Raw genomic sequence first — 23,393 nt, 5'->3', positions numbered from 1 at the left:
CCCAGATGGGTAAAGGCGTGGTCGATGAGCGTCACCCGCGCTTCCTGGGGAACGCTGCGCTGTCGTCTGGTGACTTCGTCCACCGCGCCATCGAAGCGGCCGACCTGATCATCAACATCGGCCACGATGTGATCGAAAAGCCGCCGTTCTTCATGGTCCGTGGCGGCACCGAAGTCATCCACATCAGCTTCCGCTCCGCCGAAGTCGATGCCGTGTACTTCCCGCAGGTGGAAGTGATCGGCGACATCGCCAACGCCGTGTGGCAGATCAGCGAAGCGCTGAACGATACCGCGCACTGGGACTTCACCCGCCTGATGGCCATCCGTGAAGCCAACGAAGCGCAGATCGCCGAAGGTGGCGACGACAACCGCTTCCCGGTCTACCCGCAGCGCATGGTTGCCGACATCCGTCGCGTGTTGCCGTCCGAAGGCATCGTTGCCCTGGACAACGGCATCTACAAGATCTGGTTCGCCCGTAACTACAAGGCGCACAAGCCGAACACCGTGCTGCTGGACAACGCCCTGGCGACCATGGGCGCTGGCCTGCCGTCGGCCATGGCGGCGCACCTGGTGTACCCGGACCGCCCGGTGATCTCGGTATGCGGCGACGGCGGCTTCATGATGAACAGCCAGGAGCTGGAAACCGCAGTACGCCTGGGCATGCACATCACCGTGGTGATTCTGCGTGACGACGGCTACGGCATGATCCGCTGGAAGCAGGCCAACATGGGCTTCACCGATTTCGGCCTGGACTACGGCAACCCGGACTTCGTCAAGTACGCCGAAGCCTACGGTGCCAACGGCCATCGCGTGGAAAGCGCCGAAGGCCTGCTGCCACTGCTGGAGCACTGCATCAAGACCCCAGGCGTGCACGTGATCGACTGCCCGGTCGATTACAGCGAGAACGACCGCATCCTCAACAGCGAGCTGCGTGAGCGCGCGCTGGCGGTGTAAGCCTTGAGGCCCTCAGGTACAGCGCCATCGCTAAGTTGGCGCAATACCTGAGGGCGCGAGGCTCCCTTCGAAGACTCCCCCTGACACCGGCTTTGCCGGTGTTCGCGGCTAAAGCCGCGCCCACCGCGATCGCTCAAGCGCCTGGATTGTGAACAAGCTCATGAAACCGCGCTCAACAGCCCCGCCAGGCTGGCCAGTATGGCGTTCGAATCGTAGGGCTTGCGCGTTACCGGGACATGCTGCAGATGCTCGGGAATACTGATGCCGTCGCCATAACCAGTAGCGAACAGGAACGGAACCTGCCGTCGGAGCAGTTCATCCGCCACTGACATGGAGGTACCGGTACCCAGGTTGACATCCAGAATCGCGGCATCCGGTGTACGGTCGGCAAGCAGCCGAATGGCTTCGTTCTCGGAGCCAGCGGTGATCACGTCCTGGATCTGCGCATCATTCAGAATTTGCTCCAGGCCAACGGCAATTACCAGTTGGTCTTCCAGTATCAATACACACAAACCGCTACGGGCGGCAAAGGTATCTGCTGCACGTGCGATGGGGGCGACGTCGCTGGCGGGCTCGGCTGCTTCGGCCACGGTAAGGTGTTTGGCCGGTATCCTGAACAAACCTTGCAGGCCTTCGGGGTGGTACTCCACTGCGCTGGTGCCGCCAAGGTCGAACGGGATGCTGCGATCGATCAGCACCGAGCCAAAGCCGCTGCGACTCGGCGGCCGCACCATCGGCCCGCCGCTTTCACGCCAGGCAATGGCGCATGCGCCAGCTGGATCGATGCTCCAGCCCACGGAAAGCGTGCCACCGCCCCGCGAGAGCGCGCCGTATTTTGCAGCATTGGTTGCCAGCTCATGCAGCACCAGGGCCATGACCGAATAGGCGCGGGCATCAAGGATCACGTTCGGGCCCTGCAATTCGATCACGCCTGCAGCAGTGCGGTAGGGCGATAGCTCGGCCTCCAGCAGTTTGGCCAGACGCCCACCGCCGTCGCCTCGCACCACCTGGTCATGCGCGAGGGACAATGCCTGGATGCGCCCCTTCAGCGTCGCCACATAATCCTGCAGCGTCTGGCTTTCCGTCGTCGGGTGGGCAACCAGGGCGCCGATCAGCGAGAGGATGTTCTTGACCCGGTGGTTGAGCTCTTCATTGAGGATGCGCTGGCGCACCTCGGCCTTGGAGCGCTCGCTGGCCAGCAACTCGCTGTTGTACAGGACCACCTCGACGATGGCAGTACGGATGGCATCACCAAACTGACGGTCCTGCTCGGTCCACGGTAGCGACTGCTGGTGAACGGTTTCTTTCCAGATGGCGAAACTCTTGCGTGGCGTGAGGCGGTCGCCCAGCGCACCGCTGTGGTAGGTCTTGTTCGGGTCTCCGGCCCAGTCGAGCGTCTCGATGACTTCCTTGCGGAAGAAAATCAGGTAATCCCTCGGGTGTTGCGACATCGGAATGATCAGTACGCCTGAAACGACGGTGAAGTACGCCTGCGCTGCGGGCAGCACCATCGACAGGCGGTTGGACGCCCAGGTGCGGCCCTCGCTGACCATGCTGGCCAAGCCCAGTAGATCGGGGACGGCCGACTTCGGTGGGGCCAACCCGACGGACGCCCAGCGGCCCTGCAGCGACATCCCGATGCCGTCACAGGGAATCAGCGACATCAGCCGCGGCAGGCGTGCGTGGAAGAACCCGTCGATGTCAGCGGCCTGGTTGGCCTGCCGCATCAAGCTGTCCAGCGCTTTGTGCACGTGCACGGCTGCTTCAAGCTTTTGCCGGCTGCGCAGCGTCTCGATGTGCAGCGAGAAGAACTCGCCGAACATTTCCGCTGCTACCCGTTGCCCCATGGACAGGGTGCGCGGTGCATAGTGGTGGCAGGCGATCATGCCCCACAGCTCGCCGTCGACAATCACCGAAATCGACATCGACGCGCCCACGCCCATGTTGCTCAGGTACTCGCAGTGGATGGGCGAGACGCTGCGCAGGTGGGCGTAGGAGAGGTCGAGCGGCTCGCCCGAAGGGTCGAGTACCGGTTCGATGGGCACCGTCTTGAACTGCGCATCGGAAATCACCCGGATCCGGTTGCGCAGGTACAGCGCGCGAGCCTGCTGGGGGATATCGGAAGCCGGAAAGTACTGGCCCATGAAACTTTCAAGGTCACTGCGCTTGGCTTCTGCGACCACCTTGCCCGCACCGTCCGCGCCCAGCTGGTAGATCATCACCCGGTCATAGCCAAGCACGGCGCGGATGAACCGTCCAGCATCGCGAAACAGCTTGCCGGTCTGGTCGATTTCACGCAGCTGGGCGATCAGCGTGCGCGCCAGCTCCACGGGCTCGGCGATGCCGGCGTCGGCGGGCTCGAACTCGAGGATCGCCGAACCTTTGAATAGATGGGCTGCGATATCGAAGGCCTGACCGTTGGCCAGCTGCACACCAAAACTGAGGGCTGGCCGCGAGGCTTCCCGGGTCCGGGCCAGCGCGTTGCGCAGGGTATGGGCGACCTCATCACCCAACACCGCCTGCAGCTTCTGGCCGTTGATGTCCCCGGTTATGCCTAGCATCTGCGGGACGTTGGCCGAATGGCGCAAGACCACCGTCGCCGTGGCATCGCAGGCCAGCAGGCAACCGTGAGGCTGGATGCTGCCGGGGATCTGGATCGGCTCGCGGTCGCAGTTGGTCAGATTTACTTGAGTGTTGGAGGTCATTTGGCCGGTGCCTGAGGATAAATGAGCGATTGCCAGGTACGCGCAAAGGCGCAATCTTCGTCAGCCTAGCAGGCATCATGATTGTGGGTATAGCCTGTCCAGCAACCTTGGCAGAGCTAGGACAAGCAAGGCCTGCTAAAGGTGCCAAACCTTGAGGGTGAACGCTTGCTGCAGGCACTCAGGGAATGGGTTGGCGGCCCCGGCCATGAATCAGAATGCCCCGGTTACTGGCCCCCTGAACGCCAGGCGGGCTCGGCCAAGCGTTCGACGAAGAATTCGGCCAATGCCTGCACTTTTCGCGGCCGACTACGTGCCGAGGGGGTGACGAAATAAAGCCCGCCCTGGGTCATGCTCCATTCGGGCAGAACCCGTTCCAGGCGGCCATCAGCCAGGTATTCGGCGCCAATGAACTCCGGCAGCTCGGCGATCGCCAGGCCCGCCAGCAAGGGGGCAACGAGGGCATCGGAGTTGGTAACCCGAAGCGGCCCACGCGGGGTCACATCCTGTTCCGTGCCGTCGTGGTGGGTAAAACGCCACAGTTGGCTGCGGGCGCGGTAGGCGTAACTCATGCAGGCATGATCGGCCAGTTCACGCGGGTGCGCGGGGTGGCCATGCGCGGCAAGATACCCAGGTGACGCCACCAGGTTCTGGGTGACCGAACAGATACGCCGCGCCACCAGTGACGAGTCGGGCAGTGCAGCAATGCGCAGTGCGGCATCGAAGCCATCTGCCACAAGGTCAACCGTCGAGTCGGACAAATGCAGGTCGAGTTCCAGCCCTGGGTAACGCGCCAGCAACTCAGGTAATAACGGCGCGACCCAGCGCAACCCGAATGACATCGGCACTGCAAGCCGCACCAGGCCACGGGGCTGCACCGACAGTTCCAGCGCCTCGCTTTCGATTTCCTCGGCCTGGCGATAGAGCGTGCTGGCTTGCTCGACCATACGCTGGCCGAACTCGGTCAGCGACAGCTGGCGAGAGGTGCGGTTGAACAAGCGCCCACCCAGGCGTTCCTCCAGCCGGGTGACAGCGCGTGAGACGGTGGGGACCGACACCCCCATGGCGCGTGATGCTGCCGCGTAGGAGCCTTCTTCAGCCACCTTGGCAAACATCGCCAACCCTTCGAAATCCGGAATACGTGCCATTTCATTTCTGCAATGATGGGTTTCAAATGATTCTATTTTGAAAGTAATGGTAAGTCGATACGCTTCTCCCCACAGCAACTCACCAACCTGAAGGGAGAAACACCATGAGCAAGAAACTCGAAGGCAAGATCGCACTGGTTACCGGCGGCACTACCGGCATCGGGCTGGCCACCGCCAAACGCTTTGCCGAAGAAGGGGCGCACGTCTACATCACCGGCCGCCGTCAGGCGGAGCTCGACAAGGCGGTGGCGCTGGTTGGCAACGCCACCGGGGTAGCGGTGGACTCCACTCGCCTGGACCAGCTGGATGAACTGTATACCCGTATCAGCCAGCAGCATGGCCGCCTCGACGTTCTGTTCGCCAACGCCGGCGGCGGCTCGATGCTGCCCTTGGGCGACATCACCGAGGCGCACTATGACGATACCTTCGATCGCAACGTGAAGGGTGTACTGTTTACTGTACAAAAGGCACTGCCGCTGCTGGCGCGCAATGCCTCGATCATCCTGACCGGCTCTACGGCGGGCAGCTCCGGCACTGCGGCGTTCAGTGTGTACTCGGCTTCCAAGGCCGCCGTGCGCGCCCTGGCCCGCAGCTGGATCCTGGACCTCAAGGACCGCGGCGTACGGGTCAACACCCTTAGCCCTGGTGCTACCCGTACACCTGGCCTGGTCGACCTCGCGGGCCCGGATGCGCAGCAACAGCAGGGCCTGCTCGACTACCTGGCAGCGCAGGTGCCGCTGGGCCGCGTAGGGGAACCGGTGGAAATCGCCAACGCGGCGGTGTTCCTGGCCAGTGACGATGCCAGCTTCGTCAATGGCGCCGAGCTGTTCGTCGATGGTGGTCAGGCGCAGATCTGACCGGCAGTGCGGTGGCAACGAAGGCGGCGCATGCCGCCTTTCGCCTATGGAGAACATTTGTGCTCCTGCCCGGAAGCGCTTGTAGGCAAGCTGCAATCAATGGTCTCATCGCGCGCCAGAGCCTACTGGTATTGAACGATGAACCGCCCACTGTTTGTTTCCATCGATGGCCCCAAGGGCACCGGCAAGACCACACTGCTGGAGGCTGTGACCCAAGCCCTGAGGCTGCACGGGCACAAAGTGGTTCGCCTGTGCGAGAAGAACAACGACCCCTACCGCAGCGAAACCATGGTGCTGGTCAACCGGCTCGCCAGAAGCCCCTGCCAGGATCTGGAATACCAGGTTTGCGAACGTTTTGCCGAAAGCCGGGCCTGGATTTCCCGCACGGTGCTGCCCAGACAGCCCCTTGATAGCATCATCCTGATCGATCGCTGGTACCCCTCTGACGCCGCGTTTCGCCGTACCGTGCCGTTTGCGCAGATCTTGCAGCTGAACCTTGAGCGCGGCGTGCAAGTGCCGGATCTGCATATCGGCGTTGTCACCGCCCCTGAAACTTCATGGGCAAGGGCCGCGGCGCGCAACCGTGGGCTGGGCAGTACGGTGATCCACAATCTGGATGAACAGGCTGCGTGCACCGAAGCGTTCGAGCGGGCGGTCGTCGAGCATGGCTGGCTGCTGTGCCGAAACGAAGGCACCATCGACCAGGCAACCCGGCAGCTGGCAGGCGAAATACAGGCAGTCGCCGTTCGTTGAAGGCGGGCGCACCCTGGGGCGCCACCCGCAGGCAACCTGGTCAGTCTCAGACCGTGTGCGCATGGGGTCTGCAACAACGAGTGGTTCATGCCTCCATCGACGAATGATGCCCGGTGATCAGCCATTGATCGTCGATCCTTTCAAAGGTGAACAGAAACCGCGCCGGTACCACGCGCTGCTGGCCATTTTCACGGTAAACGAACGTGTAGAGCCCGCCGACGACCACGGTACCCAGTTTGCGGCTTACTCGCTTCTTGAACACCTTGATGTCACACACCAGGCCGTCATTGCTCAGGAAATTGTCAAAATAGTTTCGGCGGCTGTCGGCGCAGTCCCGTACCTGGTTGGACAGGGTGGGTACCAGGATGGCGTCTGACGCATAAAGGGCCAGCACTTGGTCTACGTCACGCGTGGCCACCGTTGCGGCCCATCGATAGAGCGCGGCCTTGGCGCCTGCCAGGCAGGCCAGTTCGGTGTCGGCGTAGGGTTCAGCGTTTACGGGGGAGGCGGCGGTTGCGCTCATGGGGGCTCACCTGAGGTGGAAAGGGATAGGTGGCAGGTTGATGCCTGCGTGCGGTAAAGTGTTATAACATAACATTTCCGCTACAGGTTCCGGATCATGATTTTCAAGCGCAGGCAATGGGCAGGCGGTAACTCTGGGGAGGTTCGCTCATGAGCAATATCCTTGTCAGGAATGCCCGGCTGGTGAACGAAGGCAAGGTGTTCGATGCCGATGTCCTGGTTGCCCACGGGCGAATCGAGAAAATCGCCAGCAGCATCGAGGGTGCGAGCGCCAACATCGAAATCGATGCGCAAGGGCGCTGGCTTGTGCCTGGGATGATCGACGACCAGGTGCACTTTCGCGAACCCGGGGCAACGCACAAGGGCAGCATGGCCAGCGAGTCGCGGGCTGCTGTAGCCGGTGGCATTACCAGCTTCATGGACATGCCCAATACCCATCCGGCGACCTTGACCCTCGCAGCCCTGGATGACAAGAAAGCCCGCGCGGCCGCGTCCTCGGTTGCCAATTACGGCTTTCACTTTGGCGTGAGCAAGGACAACCTTGAGACCGTCGCCCGGTTGGACCCGCGGCAAATCGCTGGGGTGAAGGTATTCATGGGGGCCTCCACCGGGGACATGCTGGTCGACGACCCCAGGGTACTTGAGCGCCTTTTTGCCTGTGTGCCGACGGTGCTGCTGGCGCACTGCGAACACACGCCCTCCATCCTTGCCAACGAAGCACGCTGCCGTGAAGAGTTCGGTGATTTCATTCCGGCGGCCATGCACCCGCTCATACGCGATGCGCAAGCCTGCTGGCGCTCCTCCAGCCTGGCCGTCGAGCTGGCGAACAGGTTCGGTACCCGCTTGCATGTGCTGCACCTGACCACGGCCATGGAGCTGGCGTTGTTCGCGCCTGGCCCGTTGGCCAGCAAGCTGATCACGGCGGAGGTGTGTGCGCACCATCTGCTATTTGACGACCGCGACTATGCAAGCCTGGGCAACCTCATCAAATGCAACCCGGCGATAAAGGCCCGCGCCGACCGCGACGCATTGCGCCAGGCACTGCGGGAAGACCGCATCGATGTGATCGGCACCGACCATGCTCCCCATACCCTGGCAGAGAAAAACCGGCCTTACGCCAGCGCACCTTCCGGCCTGCCGCTGGTGCAGCATGCGCTGCCAGCGTTGTTCGACCTGGTCGCGGAGGGCGTGCTGCCGGTGACTCAGCTGGTCCGTAAGACCAGCCATGCGGTGGCCGACCTGTTCGCAATCCAGGAGCGCGGCTACTTGCGTGAAGGCTACTGGGCAGACCTTGCGCTGGTCGAACACCTCGAAGTGCCACGGCCGGTCAGCCTCGATCCGGTACTTGCCCATTGCCAGTGGACGCCCTTCCAGCACCACCGGCTGGGTCACCGCATAGCCACCACGATTGTTTCCGGCCAGCTGGCCTGGCATGAGCACGAGCTGCACACGCATTGCCAGGGTTTGCCACTGGGGTTTCATGCACAGCGGCGCTGAGCCTCGACCTACTGACGCGAGAATGACGGCAATGACTGAACACGATCTGCTTTGCATGCCAGAAGCGGCCTATATGGATGCTTCCCAGCTGGCGTTTTTCCGCGACCTGCTGCTGTCGCAGCGCACCGAGTTGCAAGCGCGGATTTCCAGCGAGTTCGAACTGATGCGCACGTTCGAACCCCGCAGCGACCCTTCGGACCTGGGGACTGTGGAGGAGCAACGGCAATGGCAGCTGCGCCTGCTGGAGCGGGAGAAAAAGCTGCTGGACAAGATTGACGAAGCCTTGGAACGCATAGCCCGGGGTGAGTACGGGTGGTGCAGGGACACGGGCGAACCCATCGGCCTGAAGCGGTTGCTGCTGCGCCCGACAGCCACGCTGTGCATCGAGGCGAAGGAGCGCCAGGAGCGCAGGGAGCGGCACATTCGCGAGGATTGACTAGGTCTGCCGAGCCGGTGTTCGCCGCCTCGCCTTGTCGGGCGATCCCTGCCAAGCGCATGGAGTACCAGTGTACTCCATGCGCTTTTTCTGCTCAGGGCCGGTCCTTGAGGGTCTCGAAGGCTTTGACGCGCTTGATCAGGCTTTTCTGGCTGGCCGAGCTGGCAGTGTTGAACAGGAACGAGAAGTCCGAAGCCAGCGAGGGACTGCCGGCAATCGTCGCGTACTGATGGCACTGGTTGCAGTCATCACCCTGCACGTAGGTTTCCATGGTGGTGTTGGCCACTGGCACGGGGCCCTCGCTGATGAACGGCCCGTAGGACAACGGCACCTGTGCGTTGGCACCCGGTTCTGGGCTGGGTGGGTTGGGGGCAAGGGTCCACAGCACATTGATCAGCTTGTAGTACTGGAACACCGACTGGCCCTGGCTTTGCTGCGCGAAGTTGGCTTGCACTGCGCTGTTCAGGGCCTGCAGGGCACTGGGCACGGGGTATTCACGGGTGGTCTGTACCGGCTGGTCGCGCGGGAAGAGGTCGCTGCAGTCGCGGTCGGGGTGGTGTTGCTTGCACTGGATACGGGCCACGTTCGGTTTACACTCGGGGCCGGTGCCACATTCGGGGTTGTTGAACGCAAAACCGCCCGGCGGGGTTTGCTGCAGCGGCACCTGGGCAGGTTCGGGCACGTTGTCCACCTGCTCGAACGTGGTCCAGATGAAGTTGGGCGAAGCCTGGGTCTTGTTGATGATGTGCAGGCCCACCAGGCCCACCACTTCCTGGGTGCATGCCAGGGTGTCGGGGCGCTTGAGCCAGGCGACGGTGGTGAGGTAGCGACCGAACAGTTCGGGTTTGCCAGTCAGCACCCGCCAGGCGGCCTTGAGCTCGATTGCGCCCAGTTGCTCCTGCGGCACAGGCGACGGCGGCAGTTCGCGCATCGCTTCACCGATGGGCAGCGACAGCCCCTCGGTTTGGGCGAGCTTCAACTGGTTGGCCGCGTCATATAGCCCATGCTCGACGATGTAGTCGAATTCGGCCTTGCCTACCTTGCGTTCGAAAAATACCAGGTTGCCCGACTGATCCGTCAGCCAGCCGCCGGACGCTTCCATGACCGGGTCGGGAATGGATGCCAGTGTCCCGGTAGACAGGTGGAACCCGTGCAGGGCGTTGATCGCGCCTTCTGAGGTAGCGTTCATGAATTTGCGCGCACCCACCTTGAGCGCCTTCAGGCTACCCTGGCTATTGCAGCTGCTTGGTACCAGGGTTTGTACCCCCCAACCGGTGGGCGCGGGCGCGCCTGGCAGAAAGATATCGTTGGCGTCCTTGTAGCTGGCCCACACCGGAGCGACGCTCATCGGTTCACCCGCCGTGGTCGGCACACCGAACTGCGCCAGGGTGCTTTGCCTGTCGGGTTCGCCCGCCAGGCTGGGGGTGGCCGGCCAGCCGGGGTTTACTGGCCAGTTCAAGGCAATGAACAGTTGCCAGCCGAAGCAGTTCATGAACGCCTGGCTGGTGGCATTGAAGTTATTGACCGGCAGAAACCCCCCGCTCGCAGGGTTGAACACCAACTGTTGCTGCACACAGGCATCGGCGTCCGACAGCGTGGCCGCAGCAGCGGGTTGCAGGGTCTGCAGGCAAAGCAGGATGCCGCTGAGCAGCGACAGAAGGCTCAGGCGTAAGCTGGACATCATTGCGCTCCTTGCAAGGCGGTGAAGCCGCACCCGAAGGTGCGGCTGTACGGGAGGGATCAGGCGCCAGGCACCAGCGCCAGGCCGGATTCCCACGGGTGGTCTGCCGCGCTTACGTTCACGTCTTCGCCCGGGTTGAGCGCACGCACCGTCACCAGGCCGGGTGCTGCGTTGGGGCTGACCGTGATGGTCAGCATGTAGGCTTGAGTGCCACCAGAGTTGGTCTGGCCAGGAATGGCCGACGCGTCGGGCAGGTACTGGGTGACCTGTGCCGTCACCCCAGGGTTGGAGAATTGCACCCTGGCGTTCTGCGCCGTGGTGTTGGCGTCTGCGCCTTGCACCACAAGCACGAACGGGTTGCTGCTACCCGGTGCCAGCCAGGCGGGCAGGTCGGTGGGGGACTGCCCGTAGAACAAGTCCAGTGGCAGCAGCTGCACCGGCCAGGGTTGCCGGCCGGTCTGCCGGTCCTGCACGCACGGGAAGGAGGGCGGTGTGGTAGCAAGCGGCTTGACGGTGACGCTCAGGCCCACCAGCAGTTGCTGGGCGATCACCCACACATAGTTGACCGGCTGGTTGTTGATGGTGATGTCGTTGATCGAGAAACCGGCGCTTTCCGGGACTTCGAACACCGCCTGCAGGATTTGGTCGGAACCGTTGGCGGCCGACTTGGCGGTGCCGCGGGTGATGCGCCAGTACTGGCTTACGTCCTGGCCTTGCGGGCCTTTCCAGCCACTGAAATCGGTAGGTTGCTGCAGGTAGAGGCCAATCGGGTTGGTCAGCGACAGGCGATTTTTCACTGCCGTCGAATTGGCCATGAAGCCGATGTGCGGGTCGGAGTTGCGGTAGTTCTGCCCATACTGCGCGCAGCAGATCAGCGATTGGGCATTCTGGCTGCTGCTTACCGGGCGCAGGATGGTGGCGGCGGCGGCCAGGTACACCTCGGCACTGAGGGTGTTGGGGCCGGAGGTCAGGTGCATCGCACCACCGTATTGCCCGGGAACGCAGGCGGTGCCGGCGTTCCATTTGTTGACGGTGTCATAGGCCGGCTGGCCAGTGGTCGGGTCGATGACCGGATCGCCGGCTTTGCCGGTCGGGCAGTCGACGGTGTAGCGCAGGTACAGGTCCTCGAGTTGCACGCTGGGGTCTATGTAGTCGCGGTACAGGCCCAATACTGCCTGCGGGTCGATGCGCCACATGGCCAGGAAGTAGGCGGGGTTTTCGCAGGTGAAGGTGATCTTGCGCATGTTGCCGTTGGCATCGCGTACGATCGACCACTCGCAATACTCGTCGAGCCAGCCCCGCGGGCCGGAAGGTGAGAACGCCGTGTACCTGCCGTTCCAGTCGATACTTGGGCAGCGCTTGGCCGGTAGTTGCAGCAGGGTGCCCTGTTTGTCCGGGTCGTATAGCGTGTAGAGGGTGTTGTCGAGGGTGATCTGGCCGCGGTCGGCCAGCTCCATCACCTGGTTCAGGGTCATGGCTCTGCCAAGTTGCGGAACGACCGCTGCACCGTTGTTGTAGAAGAACGTCCACAGCCGGTTGGGGAAGGGCGCCCAGGTGATCGCGGGCGGGGTCACTTCACCGAAACCCTCCACCAGCGGGTTGTAATAGCCAGAGCGAGGCGCGTCGTTCTGGCCCGACCAAGGGTTGCCGATGATCGACGACTCGGTCCAGCCGGTGAGGTCGTTGTTCCAGTCGGTTTCAAACTGCTGCAACTGGTCCTCCAGGCCTAGCTTGTTGTAGTCCTTGGGGGCTTGGCCAGCGGGAGAGGTGAACTGCTTGAAGGGCGTGCTCATGTCGGTTCTCCAGGTGTGTGTGAGGGGGCAGCAGCGCAGCAGCCGGCGACCGCAGGCGGGCCGGCGAGGGTTTGGCGTGGGTCGTCCCACACCAGTTGAGCGATGAAACCGGGCAGGATCCTGTATTCGTCAGGCAGCAGCACGCGGCCACTGTCGAGGTGGGTCACCAGCAGCGACAACTGCACCGCATCATGAGGGCCGAGGCCCAGCGCAGCGGCGTTACGGGCCGCATTCAGAGCGCGCGAAACGCCATGGGTGATGCAGCGGCCCTTGTCGTCCACCAGCCCCATGCCGATACGGCTGAAGCGCCCCACGTAATGAGGGTTGTCAGCGTTCACATGTTGCGGGGCGGCGTCCGGCTGGTCGAGAAAGACGTCGATCAGGTAGGTGTCATGGGTGCAACGTACATGGTCGAACACCACCCACGGCCCTGGCCCTACTGCGCTTTCCACCGCAGTGGCGGCTGTTGCGCGGTGCTCGCAGCAGGTGCCGGCGGCCACCTTGGGCGCGCCGAACTGCGGGGCTACCGGCACCCCGTAGTCATAGCCGATGTGCCGGCTGTCCTGGGCCATGTCGCCGAGGGTGGTGTAGCGCCAGGCGTCGGCGCTGGTGAAGGTGAGTTGCGTGGCGTCGCGCCCGGCGAACGGCTGCAGCAGGCACTGGGTGGTGTACTGCGCTTCGGGGTGGGCCCTGATCCACACCTCGAGCATGCGGTCGATATTGGCGTGGTAAGAGCAGAACACCGGGTCAAAGGCGGTGTAGGCGTTATCGGCCATGTCGCCGCCGATCCAGCCGTGATAGTTGTCGTGGGGCTGCTCGTACAGGCCGTCGAAGTTGAGCGTGCGATTGGGGTACAGGCTGTCTTGTTGGGGCGGGTCGAACACCGGAATGTTTGCCCAGGGGTAACCGGGTACTCCCTGTGGCTGGCTGAAACAGGTGAACTTCAGGGCATCCACCACCTGTTGCTGGAAGATCCGGCTCATGCCGTACAGCCGAGCGCGGTCAAAGCGCGAGTCGTCACCGTGGGTGTAGAACAACGGGTTGCGTTGCACATAGCGGCAGTCCACGCCACTGACCGCGGCCCGGGAGCACACCTTGGAGCAACCGTCCTTGGCGGCCGCGTAACGCAATGGGTTGGGCCGGGTCTCGCCGCTGTGCGGGTGCACGTAGGTTTCGTCGAGAAACGCCTGCGGCAGGCCGGCTTGTGGGCTACCGTCGACGCTGGCGTCTTCGGCCATCCAGTCCCAGTAGGGGATGGCGCAGTCGATCAGTTGCTCCAGGTACAACAAGTACGCACGGTGCCAAAGGGCAAACGCTTCCTGGTAATGCAGGCACCAGTTGGTGTGGATGTAGGCGTAACGTTGCCAGGGCGCGTTGCTGTCGGGGTTGCCCACCTGCATGACATCGTCCAGGCGGGCGCGGTACAGGTTCAGTTCTTCGACGCTCAGCGCGCGGATGTCCTGCCTTACGCGCTTGACCGGTTGCGGCAGGTCTGGTGGTGGGATGCGTTCGGCCAGGTCGAAGGGCGAGCTGGCGTCCAGACGCCAGCCTTGGTTGACCCACAGCCTGAAGGTTTCCAGTGCATCGATCGGCCAGAACTGCTGCTGGTCGAGGGTCAGCGGCATGTTGCGCGAGGCCAGGTGCTGGTAAATGGTTTCTGACCAGGTTCTGACCGAGTCCGGGTCGTCCAGGAAGACGAAGTAGCCGTTCATGCACCCGGCCCAGGAGGCCGCCACGGCCGCGCGCTGCTCGGCGGGAATCCAGTAGGGGGCACTGAAAAGGCCGTGGATGTCGGCAGTCCATGTAGGTTTTGCAACGATCATAAGGTCCCTCTCATGCGCCCCGCAGGCCATCTTTGGCCGGGCTGCTAAGCTCAGTTGATGGTAGAGGTCCGGCGCGCAGGAATCGTGCAAATTGCCCCGCTCTTGCGGCGAATTCATTGCAGTTTTTCAAGGAAGACACAGCGAAAATGACAGACGCCATGGATCTGAAAATTCTGGGCAAGCTGCAAAAGGATTGCAGCCAGAATCTGGAGCTGCTCAGCGACAGCGTCGGGCTGTCTTCCACCAGTTGTTACCGGCGGATCAGGCGCCTTGAGAGTGCCGGAATCATCAAGGCCAAGGTCGCGATACTGGACGAGCGCAAGCTGGGCATTCAGGTAACCGCCTTTTTTCTGGTCAAGCTGGACCGCGACAGCAACGACATCGACCGCAGAATGCAGCACATCCTTGCCAGCCACCCCGAGATACAGGACTGCTATTTGATGACAGGCGAGTTCGATTTCGTGATGGTTGCCAAATTTCGCGATGCAGCCGAATACACCGACTATATCTACCGGTTTCTCGACACCTATCGGGATATTCCGATTCGCACTTATTCATCGACGCTGGTGGTGCGCACAGTGAAAAAGTCGTATGAGCTGCCGCTCGGAGGAGGGCTTCAGCAGGTTGTCGATGCCTGATGGCTGAGCATGTCGCGAGGCAACCCGGGAACTTCGCCCAGCAAAGCCAGTCGATAGCTCCTCCCCCGAATTACCCGACTGCCCGAGTGCCATCCTCCATGCCCAGCCAGCGTCTGCTGCCAGCACTGTTTCTTTTGTTCAGCACCTTCGCCGGCCAATGTGTCCTTGCCGGTCAACGCTCGGCACCGGCGCACAGCAACAAGGCCACCACGCAACTGATCGAGGCTGCTTCGCAGCAGTACGAGCACGGCGAGCTGGACCAGGCAGCCGCAACCTTGGAGCGCGCGTTGCAGATTCAGCCCGGCAACCCGGCCACCTTGCATTACCTGGGCGTCCTGCGCCTGGAGCAGGGCCAGTATGACCAGGCCGAAGTGCTGGCGGCGCGCTCCAACCTGCGGGTGGGTAGCAACCTTGCGTTGCGCAATCGCAACTATCAGTTGATCGAAGCAGCCCAGGCTGCGCGGCAGGCGAGGGCGGTGCGTGTCGTCGATCAGCGCCGCTGAGCATGTTGTTCTAGGGGAGAGTGGCAGAGCCTGTGATAATGGTGGCAATTGAAAGGGCCCTGTCATGCTGATCATCTCCAACAACGTGCATCTGCCGGATGCCGAAATCGAACTGACGTACATCCGCGCGCAAGGCGCGGGTGGGCAGAACGTCAACAAGGTGTCCAGCGCCGTGCACCTGCGTTTCGATATCCCGGCCTCATCGCTGCCCGACTTTTACAAGGAGCGGCTGCTGGCCCTGCGTGACAGTCGTATCACCAGCGACGGCGTGTTGATCATCAAGGGCCAGCAGTACCGCACCCAGGAGCAGAATCGTGCTGACGCTCTGGCGCGCCTTGCCGAGTTGATCATCAGTGCCGGCAAGACCGAGAAGAAACGCCGCCCGACAAAGCCGACCCTCGGCTCGAAGACCCGCCGCCTCGAAGGAAAAGCCAGGCGCAGTACTGTCAAGGCGGGGCGGGGTAAGGTGGACTTCTAGGGTCTGTATGGAATATCTCCGGAACAGGCTCAGGCGATCTCTGGAGCAACCGTATTCAGCACTGGCGGACGGTAAGCGTTGGGCATAGAGGTGTCAGCCTCGATATTCCCAGCGTTTGTCAGATCGGGCGCCGCCCGCGCGGCGCATCGCGAGCTGGCGCTCGCTCCTACGTTTGTTTCGGGCCAGTAACGCCTGTGCGGGCGCGCGCGACCGCCTGGTTTGTACGACGCGATATCGAACCATGCGCCAAGGCGTACGCGCACAAATGCCACAGGAATAACTGGCCCGAAACAAACGTAGGAGCGAGCGCCAGCTCGCGATGCGCCGCGCGGGCGGCGCTCGATCTGGCAAGCGCCAAAAATGTAATGACGAACACTCAGGTTCAGAGCACCTTGAACCCATGGGTGCCGTCGCGCTCGAGTTGCGCAACCAGGCCATACTCCCAGTCCAGATACCCCTGCATCGCCTCGCGGGGGTTGTCCGTACCCTCGTAAGGGCGCCGGTAGCGATCGCTGCGGGGTACGGCAAGCTGCGTTTCGCCGGTTTCCAGCGGTTGGCCGGCAGCGATCCAGCGGCTGGTGCCGCCTTCGAGCACGTAAACGGGGGTACGGGTGAGAGCCTGCAGGTCGTGTGCGGCGAAGCGCGCCAGCAGGCTGCTGCCGCAAGTCAGCACATAGCGACTGGCCGGTGGCAAAGACTCCAGGGTTTCGGCCAGCTGGGCCCGGATAGACCAGTGGGCACCCGGAATATGGCGCTTGACGTAGTTGGCGCTGGTGGTGAAGTCCAGCAGCACCGTGCCGTCTTCCTGCAGCCAACTGGCCAGTCGCTCGACACCGATGTCGTTGGCGGCGGGCTGTTCGGGCAGGGGAGGCTGCCATTCGCCGGTGGCGTTGAAATCTGCCACCGACAAGCCGTCGAGCACGGCGACCTGCCAGCCCATCTGGGCCAACCAGGAGGCGCTCATGTTAGCCCGTACACCGTCGTCATCCACTAGCACGATTCGCGCCCCGCGAACGCTGGCCACGTGGTCGGTTTCCTGCACCAGCTGACCGCCCGGCACTGAGCGGCTGCCAGGCAGGTGGCCGGCGTTGTATTCCTCGGGTGTGCGCACGTCGAACAGGTAAGTGGTGCGGGTGGGGTCCGCCTGCCAGTCGAGCAGTCCATCCTGTTCCAGGCGCAGCACGCCGCTGCGGTCAGCAACCGCACGCGCCTGGCGCGCAGCGTTGGCGCCATTAGCGGCGCTGACCTCAGGAAAGCGTCGGTCCTGGTCATGGGCCAGCTGTTGTCCGGCCAGGGTCCAACCAATGGTGCCATTGCGCAAGGCAGCGACCGGGTTGGGAATGCCCGCGTTGACCAATGACTGAGTGCCGATGATGCTGCGGGTGCGCCCTGCGCAGTTGACGATTACCTGAGTGTCCGGGTCCGGTGCCAACTCGGCTACGCGCAACACCAGCTCGGCACCGGGCACGCTGATACCACCCGGAATGCTCATGGTCTGGTACTCGTCGAAGCGGCGCGCATCGAGCACGACCACATTGGCCTTTTCATCCAGCAGCGCCTGGACCTGCTCAGCGGCAAGCGATGGCGTGTGGCGCACGCTTTCCACCAGTTCGCCAAAAGCCTTGCTCGGTACGTTGACGTCTCGGAACACTTCGCCCCCAGCGGCTCGCCAACCAGCCAGGCCGCCTTCAAGCACAGCCACGTCGCGGTAGCCAAGCGCCTGCAGACGCTGTGCCGCCACGGCGGCGAGACCCTCGCCGTCGTCGTAGACGGTAATGGCGGTGTCACGCCGTGGCACGCGGGCAAAAACCTCCAGCTCGAGCTTCGAGAGCGCGATGTTGGCAGCGAACAAGGGATGGGCCTGGGCGAACGGGTCTTCTTCGCGCACGTCGATCAAGGCCAGTTCCTCCCGGGCCAGCAGGGCGCGGCGGATATCGTGGTAACGGCGGGTGGTGACGAAGCTCATGGGGCAAGGTTCTCTTTGGACAGGTCCCAGATATTGGGCAGGCGGGTATTGGAGTAGCCGGAAATAAACGGTTTTTCGCTGCCGTCCTCGGCATAGACTGCGCGCTTGACCGCGCCGATGTTGCCGCCATAGACGTGGATACTGATCGACACCTGGTCGTTGAAGGCATTGCTGACCTGGTGGATGTCGCCAATGCGCGGCGACACCGCTTCGACCTGGCCCGGGTCCAAACGCACTGCCGCGCCGAGAGGAACCAGCTTGCCTTGGGCGTCGCGCTCGAAGCCTTGGGCGATTTCTGCGCCGCGCAGCATACCGATCAGGCCCCAGACCCGGTGGTCGTGCACCGGCGTCTGCTGCCCTGGGCCCCAGACGAAGCTCACCACCGAGAAGCGCTGGCGCGAGTCGCAATGGACCAAATACTGCTGATAGCGCTGCGGGTCGGGCTGGGCGAGATCGTCCGGCAACCAGTCGTCATGGGCGACCAGCTCGGCCAGCAGTTGCTGACCGCGATCGAGCAGGGCGGCTTCGTCAGGCCGCTGGTCGAGCAGCAGGGCGAGGCGATCGATGAAATGGCGTAAGCGCTCCGTGCGCAGGTTCTGGGTCATGGTTCAGGCTCGGTTTTTCGGGTTCCGGTTAACCCTAGCAAATCCCCTTTATATTCTCAAAATGCAAAATAATAATAAGCTAATATGCAAAAAACGCATTTACAGATTGATTATTCTGTTTTCAAATCACTCTCATCTAAGGCATGAGGTTATGCCTAATGTGCATTTCACAGGCCTCAGAATACGCCTTAAATTATAAAAACCATTTGGCTGATGCCTTATGGTTATAGATAAACCCTGGACGAGACCGCACGTGCGGATCGGCTCATCTGCCCCACAAGGGGCATCTGGAGACGAACGTGCGCTACATAAAACACTTGGCTGCCACACTGCTGGCCACTACCTTCAGCCTTGCTGCCGCAGCCCAGACGCTGGTGGTCGGTGACCAGAGCTTTAACGCCCGCGCAGTCATGGAAGCGGCCGGGGTGCTCGACGACTTGCCCTACACCCTGGAATGGAAGCAGTTCACCGCCGGCTCGCCGGTGGCCGAGGCGCTCAACGTCGGCAGCCTCGACATCGGCCTGCTTGGCGATGCTCCGCCGCTGTTTCTGGGTGCCCTGGGCGCACCCATCAAGGTGATCGCGGTCAGCCGGCAGAACCTTGAAGGCGTGGCCATCCTGGCGCGCAAGGATTCCTCGATTCACAGCCTGCAAGACCTGCGTGGCAAGCGCGCGGCGATCTGGAAGGGTTCGTGGAGTCAGCAGTTGCTGTTCAGCGCCCTGGACCAGGCAGGTGTTCCCCGCGATGCCCTGGAGTTGCGCTACCTCAGCGCCTTGGATGCCTCCCACGCCCTGGATGGCGGATCAGTAGACGTGATCGCCACCTGGGAACCTTACGTTACCCAGCAAGAGCGCCAGGGCGCTCGAGTGCTTGCCACGGCCGAGGGGGTGATCCCGGCGCAGAGCTTCGTGGTGGCCAACAGCAAGGCGGTGGAGCAAAAGCGCGCGCAGATCACCGACTTTCTGCAGCGCCTGAAAAAGGCCCGTGACTGGACCCTGAACGACCCGGCCAACACCGAGGCCTACGCCGATGCCTGGGCCCAGCGAACCCGTGCCGATCGCGACATTGCCCGCTCCTGGTTCGCCCGTGCGCGCACCGACCTGGCACCGCTGAACCCGCAGGTGATCGTCGATGCGCAGAAGACCGTGGACTTCTTCGCCGGGCTTGGTCTTATCAAGCCCTACCCAGCGGCGAACCTGTTCGACACCTCGTTCGGTGCGGCGTTCCAGGCGCCCGCTCTCAGCAACCAATGAAGGGATTCCCATGAGCAAACGACAGATCAAACTCGGCGCCCTGACCATGGGCTGCGGTGGCCCTGGCCGGCACAACCTGTGGCTCGACCCGGAACTGCCTGCCGACGCCAGCGTCAACATCGACTGGTACATCGACATCGCCCGCAAGGCCGAGGCGGCGTTGTTCGACCTCATGTTCATCGTTGACAGCCAGTTCATCACGCCAGGCTCGCCTTCGCACTACCTCAACCGTCTGGAGCCGTTGACCCTGCTCTCGGCCTTGGCGGTCAGTACCCGTCATATCGGTCTGGTCGGCACCCTCACCACCTCCTACAACGCGCCGTTCAACGTCGCCCGCCGGCTCGCCTCGCTGGACTTGATCAGCAAGGGCCGCGCGGGCTGGAACGTGGTCACCAGCGGTGATGCCGGCACCGCCGGCAATTACGGGCTGGACGAGCACTACGATTATGACACCCGCTACGCCCGGGCCCAGGAGCATGTGCACGTGGTACAGGGGCTGTGGCACTCCTACGAGGACGACGCTTTTCCCCGGGATCGTGCCAGCGGCCGCTTTCTCGAGCCCTCTAAACTGCATGCACTGAATCACCAGGGCGAGCACTTTTCGGTGGTCGGCCCGCTGAACATCCAGCGCTCGCCGCAGGGCCAGCCGGTGATCTTCCAGGCGGGCGATTCCGAGCAGGGTCGTGACCTGGGTGCCGCCACTGCCGACGTGGTGTTCACCCATGCCGCCAGCATCGAGCAGGGGCAGGCCTTCTACCGTGACATCAAGGGCCGTGCTTTGCGCCTGGGGCGTGACCCGGACCAATTGCTGGTGTTGCCGGGGGCGGAGATCTACGTTGGCGATACGGACGACCATGCGCGAGAAATCGAGCGTCACTACCACCAGGCTGACCACAGCTTTGAACTGGCGTTGAAAGAGTTCGGGCGTAATTTTGGCTGGCATGATTTCAGCCGCTACGACCTGGATGCGCCGTTCCCGCAGGAAAGCCTGGAATACGCCCGCAGCAGCTTCTTCACCAACGCCAAGCGCATTGCCGACCAGGCCCGTGACAAGGGCTTCAGCCTGCGCCAGGCCGTGGCGTTCGGCCGCCAGTTGCGGCCGGGGGCGTTCGTGGGTTCGGCACACACCGTGGCGGCGAAGATGGCCGATTGGTTCGAGGCGCGGGCGCTGGACGGCTTCAACATCTACATTGGCCACCCGGGGCAGTTCGGCCGGTTTACCGAGGAAGTCGTGCCATTGCTGCAGGAGCGTGGGGTGTATCGCACCGCTTATGAAGGTACCACCCTGCGCGAGAGCCTCGGCTTGCCGATACCGCGCTTTACCCGCTAGATCGCCGGGGCCGCCATGCGGCCCCTGGCGGTTTCAGAAGGTGTAGGTCAGTCGGCCAAAATAATACCCGCCGGTAAAGCCATACGGCGAGTACACCCCGTACCCCTTGACCATGGTCTTGCTGGCTGGCGCCTGTCGCTCGGGGTACACATCGAACAGATTGCGCGCACCGATCGCCAGTTCCAGGTCCTTGGTCAGCTGGTAGCCCAGATCCAGGTCGGTGATCCAGCGCGCCTTGTATTCGCGGTCCAGCGAACGATCGTTGGCGGCATTCACCTCACGCCAGGAGCCATACCGGGTCAGCCCCAGGTTGACCCGGTAGCGGCCGAGGCGCCAGTTGCCACCGAGGATCAGCTTGGTGTGCGGCTGTACCTCGGTCAGCAGGTTGCGCGCCTGGCGGTTCATCAGCTCGTAGGGCGTGCCGAGGATGTTCACGCTCTGCTTGTAGCTGAGAAGCTCGGTGTCGTTCCAGTTGAAGGCCGCCGTCCACTTCACGGCCCCGGCGCCACCCAGGTCCTGATCATAGCTGCCCACCAGGTCCAGGCCCTTGGTGCGGGTGTTGGCGCCATTGGTGAAGTACTGGCCGCCCGAAGTCGAGTCGATGCCGTTGGCCAAAAGGGCCTGGGTGACCTCAGGGCCGAGCAAGGTGCCGGTCAGGGTGATGCGGTCGCGAACGTTGATCAGGTAGGCGTCGGCGGTGAAGGCCAGGCGCTCGCTGGGCTGCCAGGCCAGCCCAAGGCTGTAGTTGGTCGATTTTTCAGGTTTGAGCGGTTCGGCACCGAGTGCCTTGGCGGCGGCCGAATCTACCGGCAACACGCCGTAGTTGATCGACTGGTACACGCCGTCGACCACGCCGTAGGTGGTGGAGCGGGCGCTGAACAGGCTGTTGGCCAGTGAAGGGGCGCGGAAGCCGTTGCTCACCGTGGCTCGTACGGCCAGCTCGGGGGTTAGCTCGTAGCGGGTGGTTAGCTTGCCACTGCGGGTCGCACCCACGCCGCGGTCGTAGTGTTCATAGCGCAAGGCAGCGCCCCAGTACCACTGCGGGAGGGGGTTGAAGCCTACGTCCAGGTAGCCGGCGTAGCTGTTACGGCTGGCGCTGGTGGCCTCGGCCGGGGAGATGCCGTTGGTGACCTGGGCGCCTGAGGCAGCACAGTTGCCGGGCGCCGCGCAGTAGCCGCCGTCTGCCCAGCTGGCCCAGTCGCCGGCCTGCACCTGGTACGTATCGCGGCGTTGCTCGAGGCCCCAGGAAAAGTCCAGGGGCTTTGCCAGGCCTACGTCAAAGCTGCGGCGCAGGTCCAGGTTGCTGGTCAGCTGCGAGCTGACCCAGGTGCCGGACTCGAAATGGTTGGGCGTGGCCTCGCCCAGCGATGGGTTCTGGTTGTTCCAGGTGCCCTGTTCGGCCTCGTTGCGCCCGTAGGTGCTGGACAGATCCCAGTCCCACTCGCCAGCAAGGCCCTTGGCTCCGAATGCCGCCTGGTAGTCGTACTCCTCGATGTACCAGGTGGGCGTGTAGCCGGCCGGTCGCCCGTTGGGCCCGGTGGTGATGGTGTTGACGATGGTCGGCAGGCGGAAGTTCTGGCCCTGTTCAGCCTTGCGGTACGACCAGGTGCTGAACGAGTAAAGGGTCACGTCGTTTTCCAGCGGCAGCTCGGCGTTGTAGCCCAGGGTCAGCAGGTTGATTTTCGGCGTGCCGTAGCCACCGTAGGTGACCTTGCCGGCGCGCTCCAACGCTTCGGCCTGGCTGTAGCCGTTGGCGCTGGCCTTGTTGTCGTCGTTCTGGCTGCGGGCGTCGAGCGCCAGCTGGAGGACGCCCTCGCGACCAATTTCGAAGCCTTTGTTCAGGCTTTGCTGCACGGTCTGTTTCTTGCCGTCGTAGCCCTGGCCTGCAGTGGTCACGGCAGTGCCGCTGGTATCAGCCTTGAGGATCACGTTGATCACCCCAGCGATGGCGTCAGAGCCGTACTGGGCCGCTGCGCCATCACGCAGCACCTCGACATGGTCGATGGCGCTGATGGGGATCAGGTCCAGGTCACTGGGGGCGGCGCCGGCGTTGATCCCGCTGATGTTCAGGGTAGCGCTGGTGTGGCGGCGCTTGCCGTTGACCAGCACCAGCACCTGGGCGGCGTTGAGCCCACGCAGGTTTGGCGCGCGGGCCATGCCGCTGGCGTCCCAGCCGGTTTTTTCCGGCAGGGTCAGCGACGGCACGCTGGCGCTGAGGGCTTCCATCAGGCCTGGCTTGCCGGTTTCCTGCAGCTGCTTGGCGCTGATCACGTCGATGGGCACCGGGCTGCTGGTGACAGTACGTTTTTCACTGCCACGGTTGCCGGTGACGATCACCGTGCCCAGGGCTTGGGCGGCAGGTTCGTCGGCCAGTGCCGGCGCGGTATGCACGCCGGCGGCGAAGGCCATGGTGAAAAGCGGGGCAGTGGTAAAGGCTTGCTTCATGCACGCAGTT

The 23,393-nt window shown here is 63.1% G+C and carries 18 protein-coding genes and 1 pseudogene; 10 read left to right on the top strand and 9 right to left on the bottom strand.

Annotated features, from left to right (window positions below; genetic code table 11):
* Positions 1–953 (top strand): acetolactate synthase large subunit (locus DMX11_RS21760; protein ID WP_110746720.1); only part of this gene is annotated, 953 nt, incomplete at its 5' end.
* Between the two features lie 158 nt (positions 954–1,111).
* On the opposite strand, the gene DMX11_RS21755 is transcribed toward DMX11_RS21760, so the two are convergent.
* Together DMX11_RS21755 and DMX11_RS21750 are read right to left on the bottom strand one after the other, a co-directional pair.
* Positions 1,112–3,658, bottom strand: a complete 2,547-nt coding sequence (locus DMX11_RS21755; RefSeq protein WP_110746706.1) for an HWE histidine kinase domain-containing protein — start codon at positions 3,656–3,658, stop codon at positions 1,112–1,114.
* A gap of 224 nt (positions 3,659–3,882) precedes the next feature.
* Positions 3,883–4,803 (bottom strand): LysR family transcriptional regulator, encoded by a 921-nt coding sequence (locus DMX11_RS21750; RefSeq protein ID WP_110746703.1) that lies wholly within the window; start codon positions 4,801–4,803, stop codon positions 3,883–3,885.
* Positions 4,804–4,907: 104 nt separating this feature from the next.
* On the opposite strand from DMX11_RS21750, the gene DMX11_RS21745 reads away from it, so the two are divergent.
* Positions 4,908–5,660, top strand: a complete 753-nt coding sequence (locus DMX11_RS21745) for an SDR family NAD(P)-dependent oxidoreductase (protein ID WP_110746701.1) — start codon at positions 4,908–4,910, stop codon at positions 5,658–5,660.
* Between the two features lie 138 nt (positions 5,661–5,798).
* Complete coding sequence (locus DMX11_RS21740) at positions 5,799–6,413, top strand: dTMP kinase (RefSeq protein ID WP_110746698.1); 615 nt, start codon at positions 5,799–5,801, stop codon at positions 6,411–6,413.
* 85 nt (positions 6,414–6,498) lie between these two features.
* Here DMX11_RS21740 and DMX11_RS21735 read toward each other — a convergent pair whose 3' ends face one another.
* Positions 6,499–6,936 (bottom strand): DUF4440 domain-containing protein, encoded by a 438-nt coding sequence (locus DMX11_RS21735; protein WP_110746696.1) that lies wholly within the window; start codon positions 6,934–6,936, stop codon positions 6,499–6,501.
* Between the two features lie 149 nt (positions 6,937–7,085).
* Here DMX11_RS21735 and DMX11_RS21730 point away from each other — a divergent pair, with 149 nt between their 5' ends.
* Together DMX11_RS21730 and dksA are read left to right on the top strand one after the other, a co-directional pair.
* The gene (locus tag DMX11_RS21730; protein ID WP_110746693.1) at positions 7,086–8,432 is read left to right on the top strand and encodes a dihydroorotase; all 1,347 of its coding nucleotides are present in this window, start codon (positions 7,086–7,088) and stop codon (positions 8,430–8,432) included.
* A 31-nt stretch (positions 8,433–8,463) separates the two neighbouring features.
* Positions 8,464–8,868: an RNA polymerase-binding protein DksA gene (dksA, locus tag DMX11_RS21725; RefSeq protein ID WP_110746691.1), complete on the top strand. Its 405-nt coding sequence runs from the start codon at positions 8,464–8,466 to the stop codon at positions 8,866–8,868.
* A 94-nt stretch (positions 8,869–8,962) separates the two neighbouring features.
* On the opposite strand, the gene DMX11_RS21720 is transcribed toward dksA, so the two are convergent.
* From DMX11_RS21720 to DMX11_RS21710, 3 genes are read right to left on the bottom strand one after another with little or no spacing between them, the layout of a single operon-like run.
* Positions 8,963–10,549: a hypothetical protein gene (locus tag DMX11_RS21720; protein ID WP_110746689.1), complete on the bottom strand. Its 1,587-nt coding sequence runs from the start codon at positions 10,547–10,549 to the stop codon at positions 8,963–8,965.
* A gap of 59 nt (positions 10,550–10,608) precedes the next feature.
* Complete coding sequence (locus DMX11_RS21715) at positions 10,609–12,342, bottom strand: hypothetical protein (RefSeq protein ID WP_110746686.1); 1,734 nt, start codon at positions 12,340–12,342, stop codon at positions 10,609–10,611.
* Positions 12,339–14,165, bottom strand: coding sequence for a tyrosinase family protein (locus DMX11_RS21710; protein ID WP_110746685.1), 1,827 nt, complete (start codon positions 14,163–14,165; stop codon positions 12,339–12,341). The genes DMX11_RS21715 and DMX11_RS21710 overlap by 4 nt, the downstream gene beginning before the upstream one ends.
* A 158-nt stretch (positions 14,166–14,323) precedes the next feature.
* Here DMX11_RS21710 and DMX11_RS21705 point away from each other — a divergent pair, with 158 nt between their 5' ends.
* The 3 genes and pseudogenes from DMX11_RS21705 to arfB all read left to right on the top strand — a co-directional run bounded on the left by DMX11_RS21705 (position 14,324) and on the right by arfB (position 15,784).
* The gene (locus DMX11_RS21705) at positions 14,324–14,803 is read left to right on the top strand and encodes an Lrp/AsnC family transcriptional regulator (RefSeq protein ID WP_110746718.1); all 480 of its coding nucleotides are present in this window, start codon (positions 14,324–14,326) and stop codon (positions 14,801–14,803) included.
* 98 nt (positions 14,804–14,901) lie between these two features.
* Positions 14,902–15,267, top strand: a pseudogene (locus DMX11_RS21700) (tetratricopeptide repeat protein); the annotation flags it as partial.
* 103 nt (positions 15,268–15,370) lie between these two features.
* On the top strand, positions 15,371–15,784 hold the full coding sequence (gene arfB / locus DMX11_RS21695) for an alternative ribosome rescue aminoacyl-tRNA hydrolase ArfB (RefSeq protein ID WP_110746679.1): 414 nt from the start codon (positions 15,371–15,373) through the stop codon (positions 15,782–15,784).
* Positions 15,785–16,166: 382 nt separating this feature from the next.
* Here arfB and DMX11_RS21690 read toward each other — a convergent pair whose 3' ends face one another.
* Together DMX11_RS21690 and DMX11_RS21685 are read right to left on the bottom strand one after the other, a co-directional pair.
* Positions 16,167–17,750, bottom strand: a complete 1,584-nt coding sequence (locus DMX11_RS21690; protein WP_110746677.1) for a rhodanese-related sulfurtransferase — start codon at positions 17,748–17,750, stop codon at positions 16,167–16,169.
* Positions 17,747–18,355: a cysteine dioxygenase gene (locus DMX11_RS21685; RefSeq protein ID WP_110746674.1), complete on the bottom strand. Its 609-nt coding sequence runs from the start codon at positions 18,353–18,355 to the stop codon at positions 17,747–17,749. Before DMX11_RS21685 ends, DMX11_RS21690 begins: the two co-directional genes overlap by 4 nt.
* A 299-nt stretch (positions 18,356–18,654) precedes the next feature.
* Here DMX11_RS21685 and DMX11_RS21680 point away from each other — a divergent pair, with 299 nt between their 5' ends.
* Complete coding sequence (locus DMX11_RS21680; protein WP_110746672.1) at positions 18,655–19,608, top strand: ABC transporter substrate-binding protein; 954 nt, start codon at positions 18,655–18,657, stop codon at positions 19,606–19,608.
* Positions 19,609–19,618: 10 nt separating this feature from the next.
* Positions 19,619–20,938, top strand: a complete 1,320-nt coding sequence (locus tag DMX11_RS21675; protein ID WP_110746670.1) for an LLM class flavin-dependent oxidoreductase — start codon at positions 19,619–19,621, stop codon at positions 20,936–20,938.
* 33 nt (positions 20,939–20,971) lie between these two features.
* Here DMX11_RS21675 and DMX11_RS21670 read toward each other — a convergent pair whose 3' ends face one another.
* Positions 20,972–23,383: a TonB-dependent siderophore receptor gene (locus DMX11_RS21670; protein WP_110746668.1), complete on the bottom strand. Its 2,412-nt coding sequence runs from the start codon at positions 23,381–23,383 to the stop codon at positions 20,972–20,974.
* Positions 23,384–23,393 lie beyond the last annotated feature (10 nt).

It is taken from the genome of Pseudomonas sp. LB-090624, assembly GCF_003205205.1.
Lineage (GTDB): Bacteria > Pseudomonadota > Gammaproteobacteria > Pseudomonadales > Pseudomonadaceae > Aquipseudomonas.
Note: the sequence above shows the minus strand (reverse complement) of the source record. Positions and strands in the feature narration are given on the sequence as shown.

Coding starts and splice junctions, on each gene's coding strand:
- DMX11_RS21755 (WP_110746706.1), bottom strand. CDS start 3,658: ATGACCTCCAACACTCAAGTAAATCTGACCAACTGCGACCGCGAGCCG.
- DMX11_RS21750 (WP_110746703.1), bottom strand. CDS start 4,803: ATGGCACGTATTCCGGATTTCGAAGGGTTGGCGATGTTTGCCAAGGTG.
- DMX11_RS21745 (WP_110746701.1), top strand. CDS start 4,908: ATGAGCAAGAAACTCGAAGGCAAGATCGCACTGGTTACCGGCGGCACT.
- DMX11_RS21740 (WP_110746698.1), top strand. CDS start 5,799: ATGAACCGCCCACTGTTTGTTTCCATCGATGGCCCCAAGGGCACCGGC.
- DMX11_RS21735 (WP_110746696.1), bottom strand. CDS start 6,936: ATGAGCGCAACCGCCGCCTCCCCCGTAAACGCTGAACCCTACGCCGAC.
- DMX11_RS21730 (WP_110746693.1), top strand. CDS start 7,086: ATGAGCAATATCCTTGTCAGGAATGCCCGGCTGGTGAACGAAGGCAAG.
- dksA (WP_110746691.1), top strand. CDS start 8,464: ATGACTGAACACGATCTGCTTTGCATGCCAGAAGCGGCCTATATGGAT.
- DMX11_RS21720 (WP_110746689.1), bottom strand. CDS start 10,549: ATGTCCAGCTTACGCCTGAGCCTTCTGTCGCTGCTCAGCGGCATCCTG.
- DMX11_RS21715 (WP_110746686.1), bottom strand. CDS start 12,342: ATGAGCACGCCCTTCAAGCAGTTCACCTCTCCCGCTGGCCAAGCCCCC.
- DMX11_RS21710 (WP_110746685.1), bottom strand. CDS start 14,165: ATGATCGTTGCAAAACCTACATGGACTGCCGACATCCACGGCCTTTTC.
- DMX11_RS21705 (WP_110746718.1), top strand. CDS start 14,324: ATGGATCTGAAAATTCTGGGCAAGCTGCAAAAGGATTGCAGCCAGAAT.
- arfB (WP_110746679.1), top strand. CDS start 15,371: ATGCTGATCATCTCCAACAACGTGCATCTGCCGGATGCCGAAATCGAA.
- DMX11_RS21690 (WP_110746677.1), bottom strand. CDS start 17,750: ATGAGCTTCGTCACCACCCGCCGTTACCACGATATCCGCCGCGCCCTG.
- DMX11_RS21685 (WP_110746674.1), bottom strand. CDS start 18,355: ATGACCCAGAACCTGCGCACGGAGCGCTTACGCCATTTCATCGATCGC.
- DMX11_RS21675 (WP_110746670.1), top strand. CDS start 19,619: ATGAGCAAACGACAGATCAAACTCGGCGCCCTGACCATGGGCTGCGGT.
- DMX11_RS21670 (WP_110746668.1), bottom strand. CDS start 23,383: ATGAAGCAAGCCTTTACCACTGCCCCGCTTTTCACCATGGCCTTCGCC.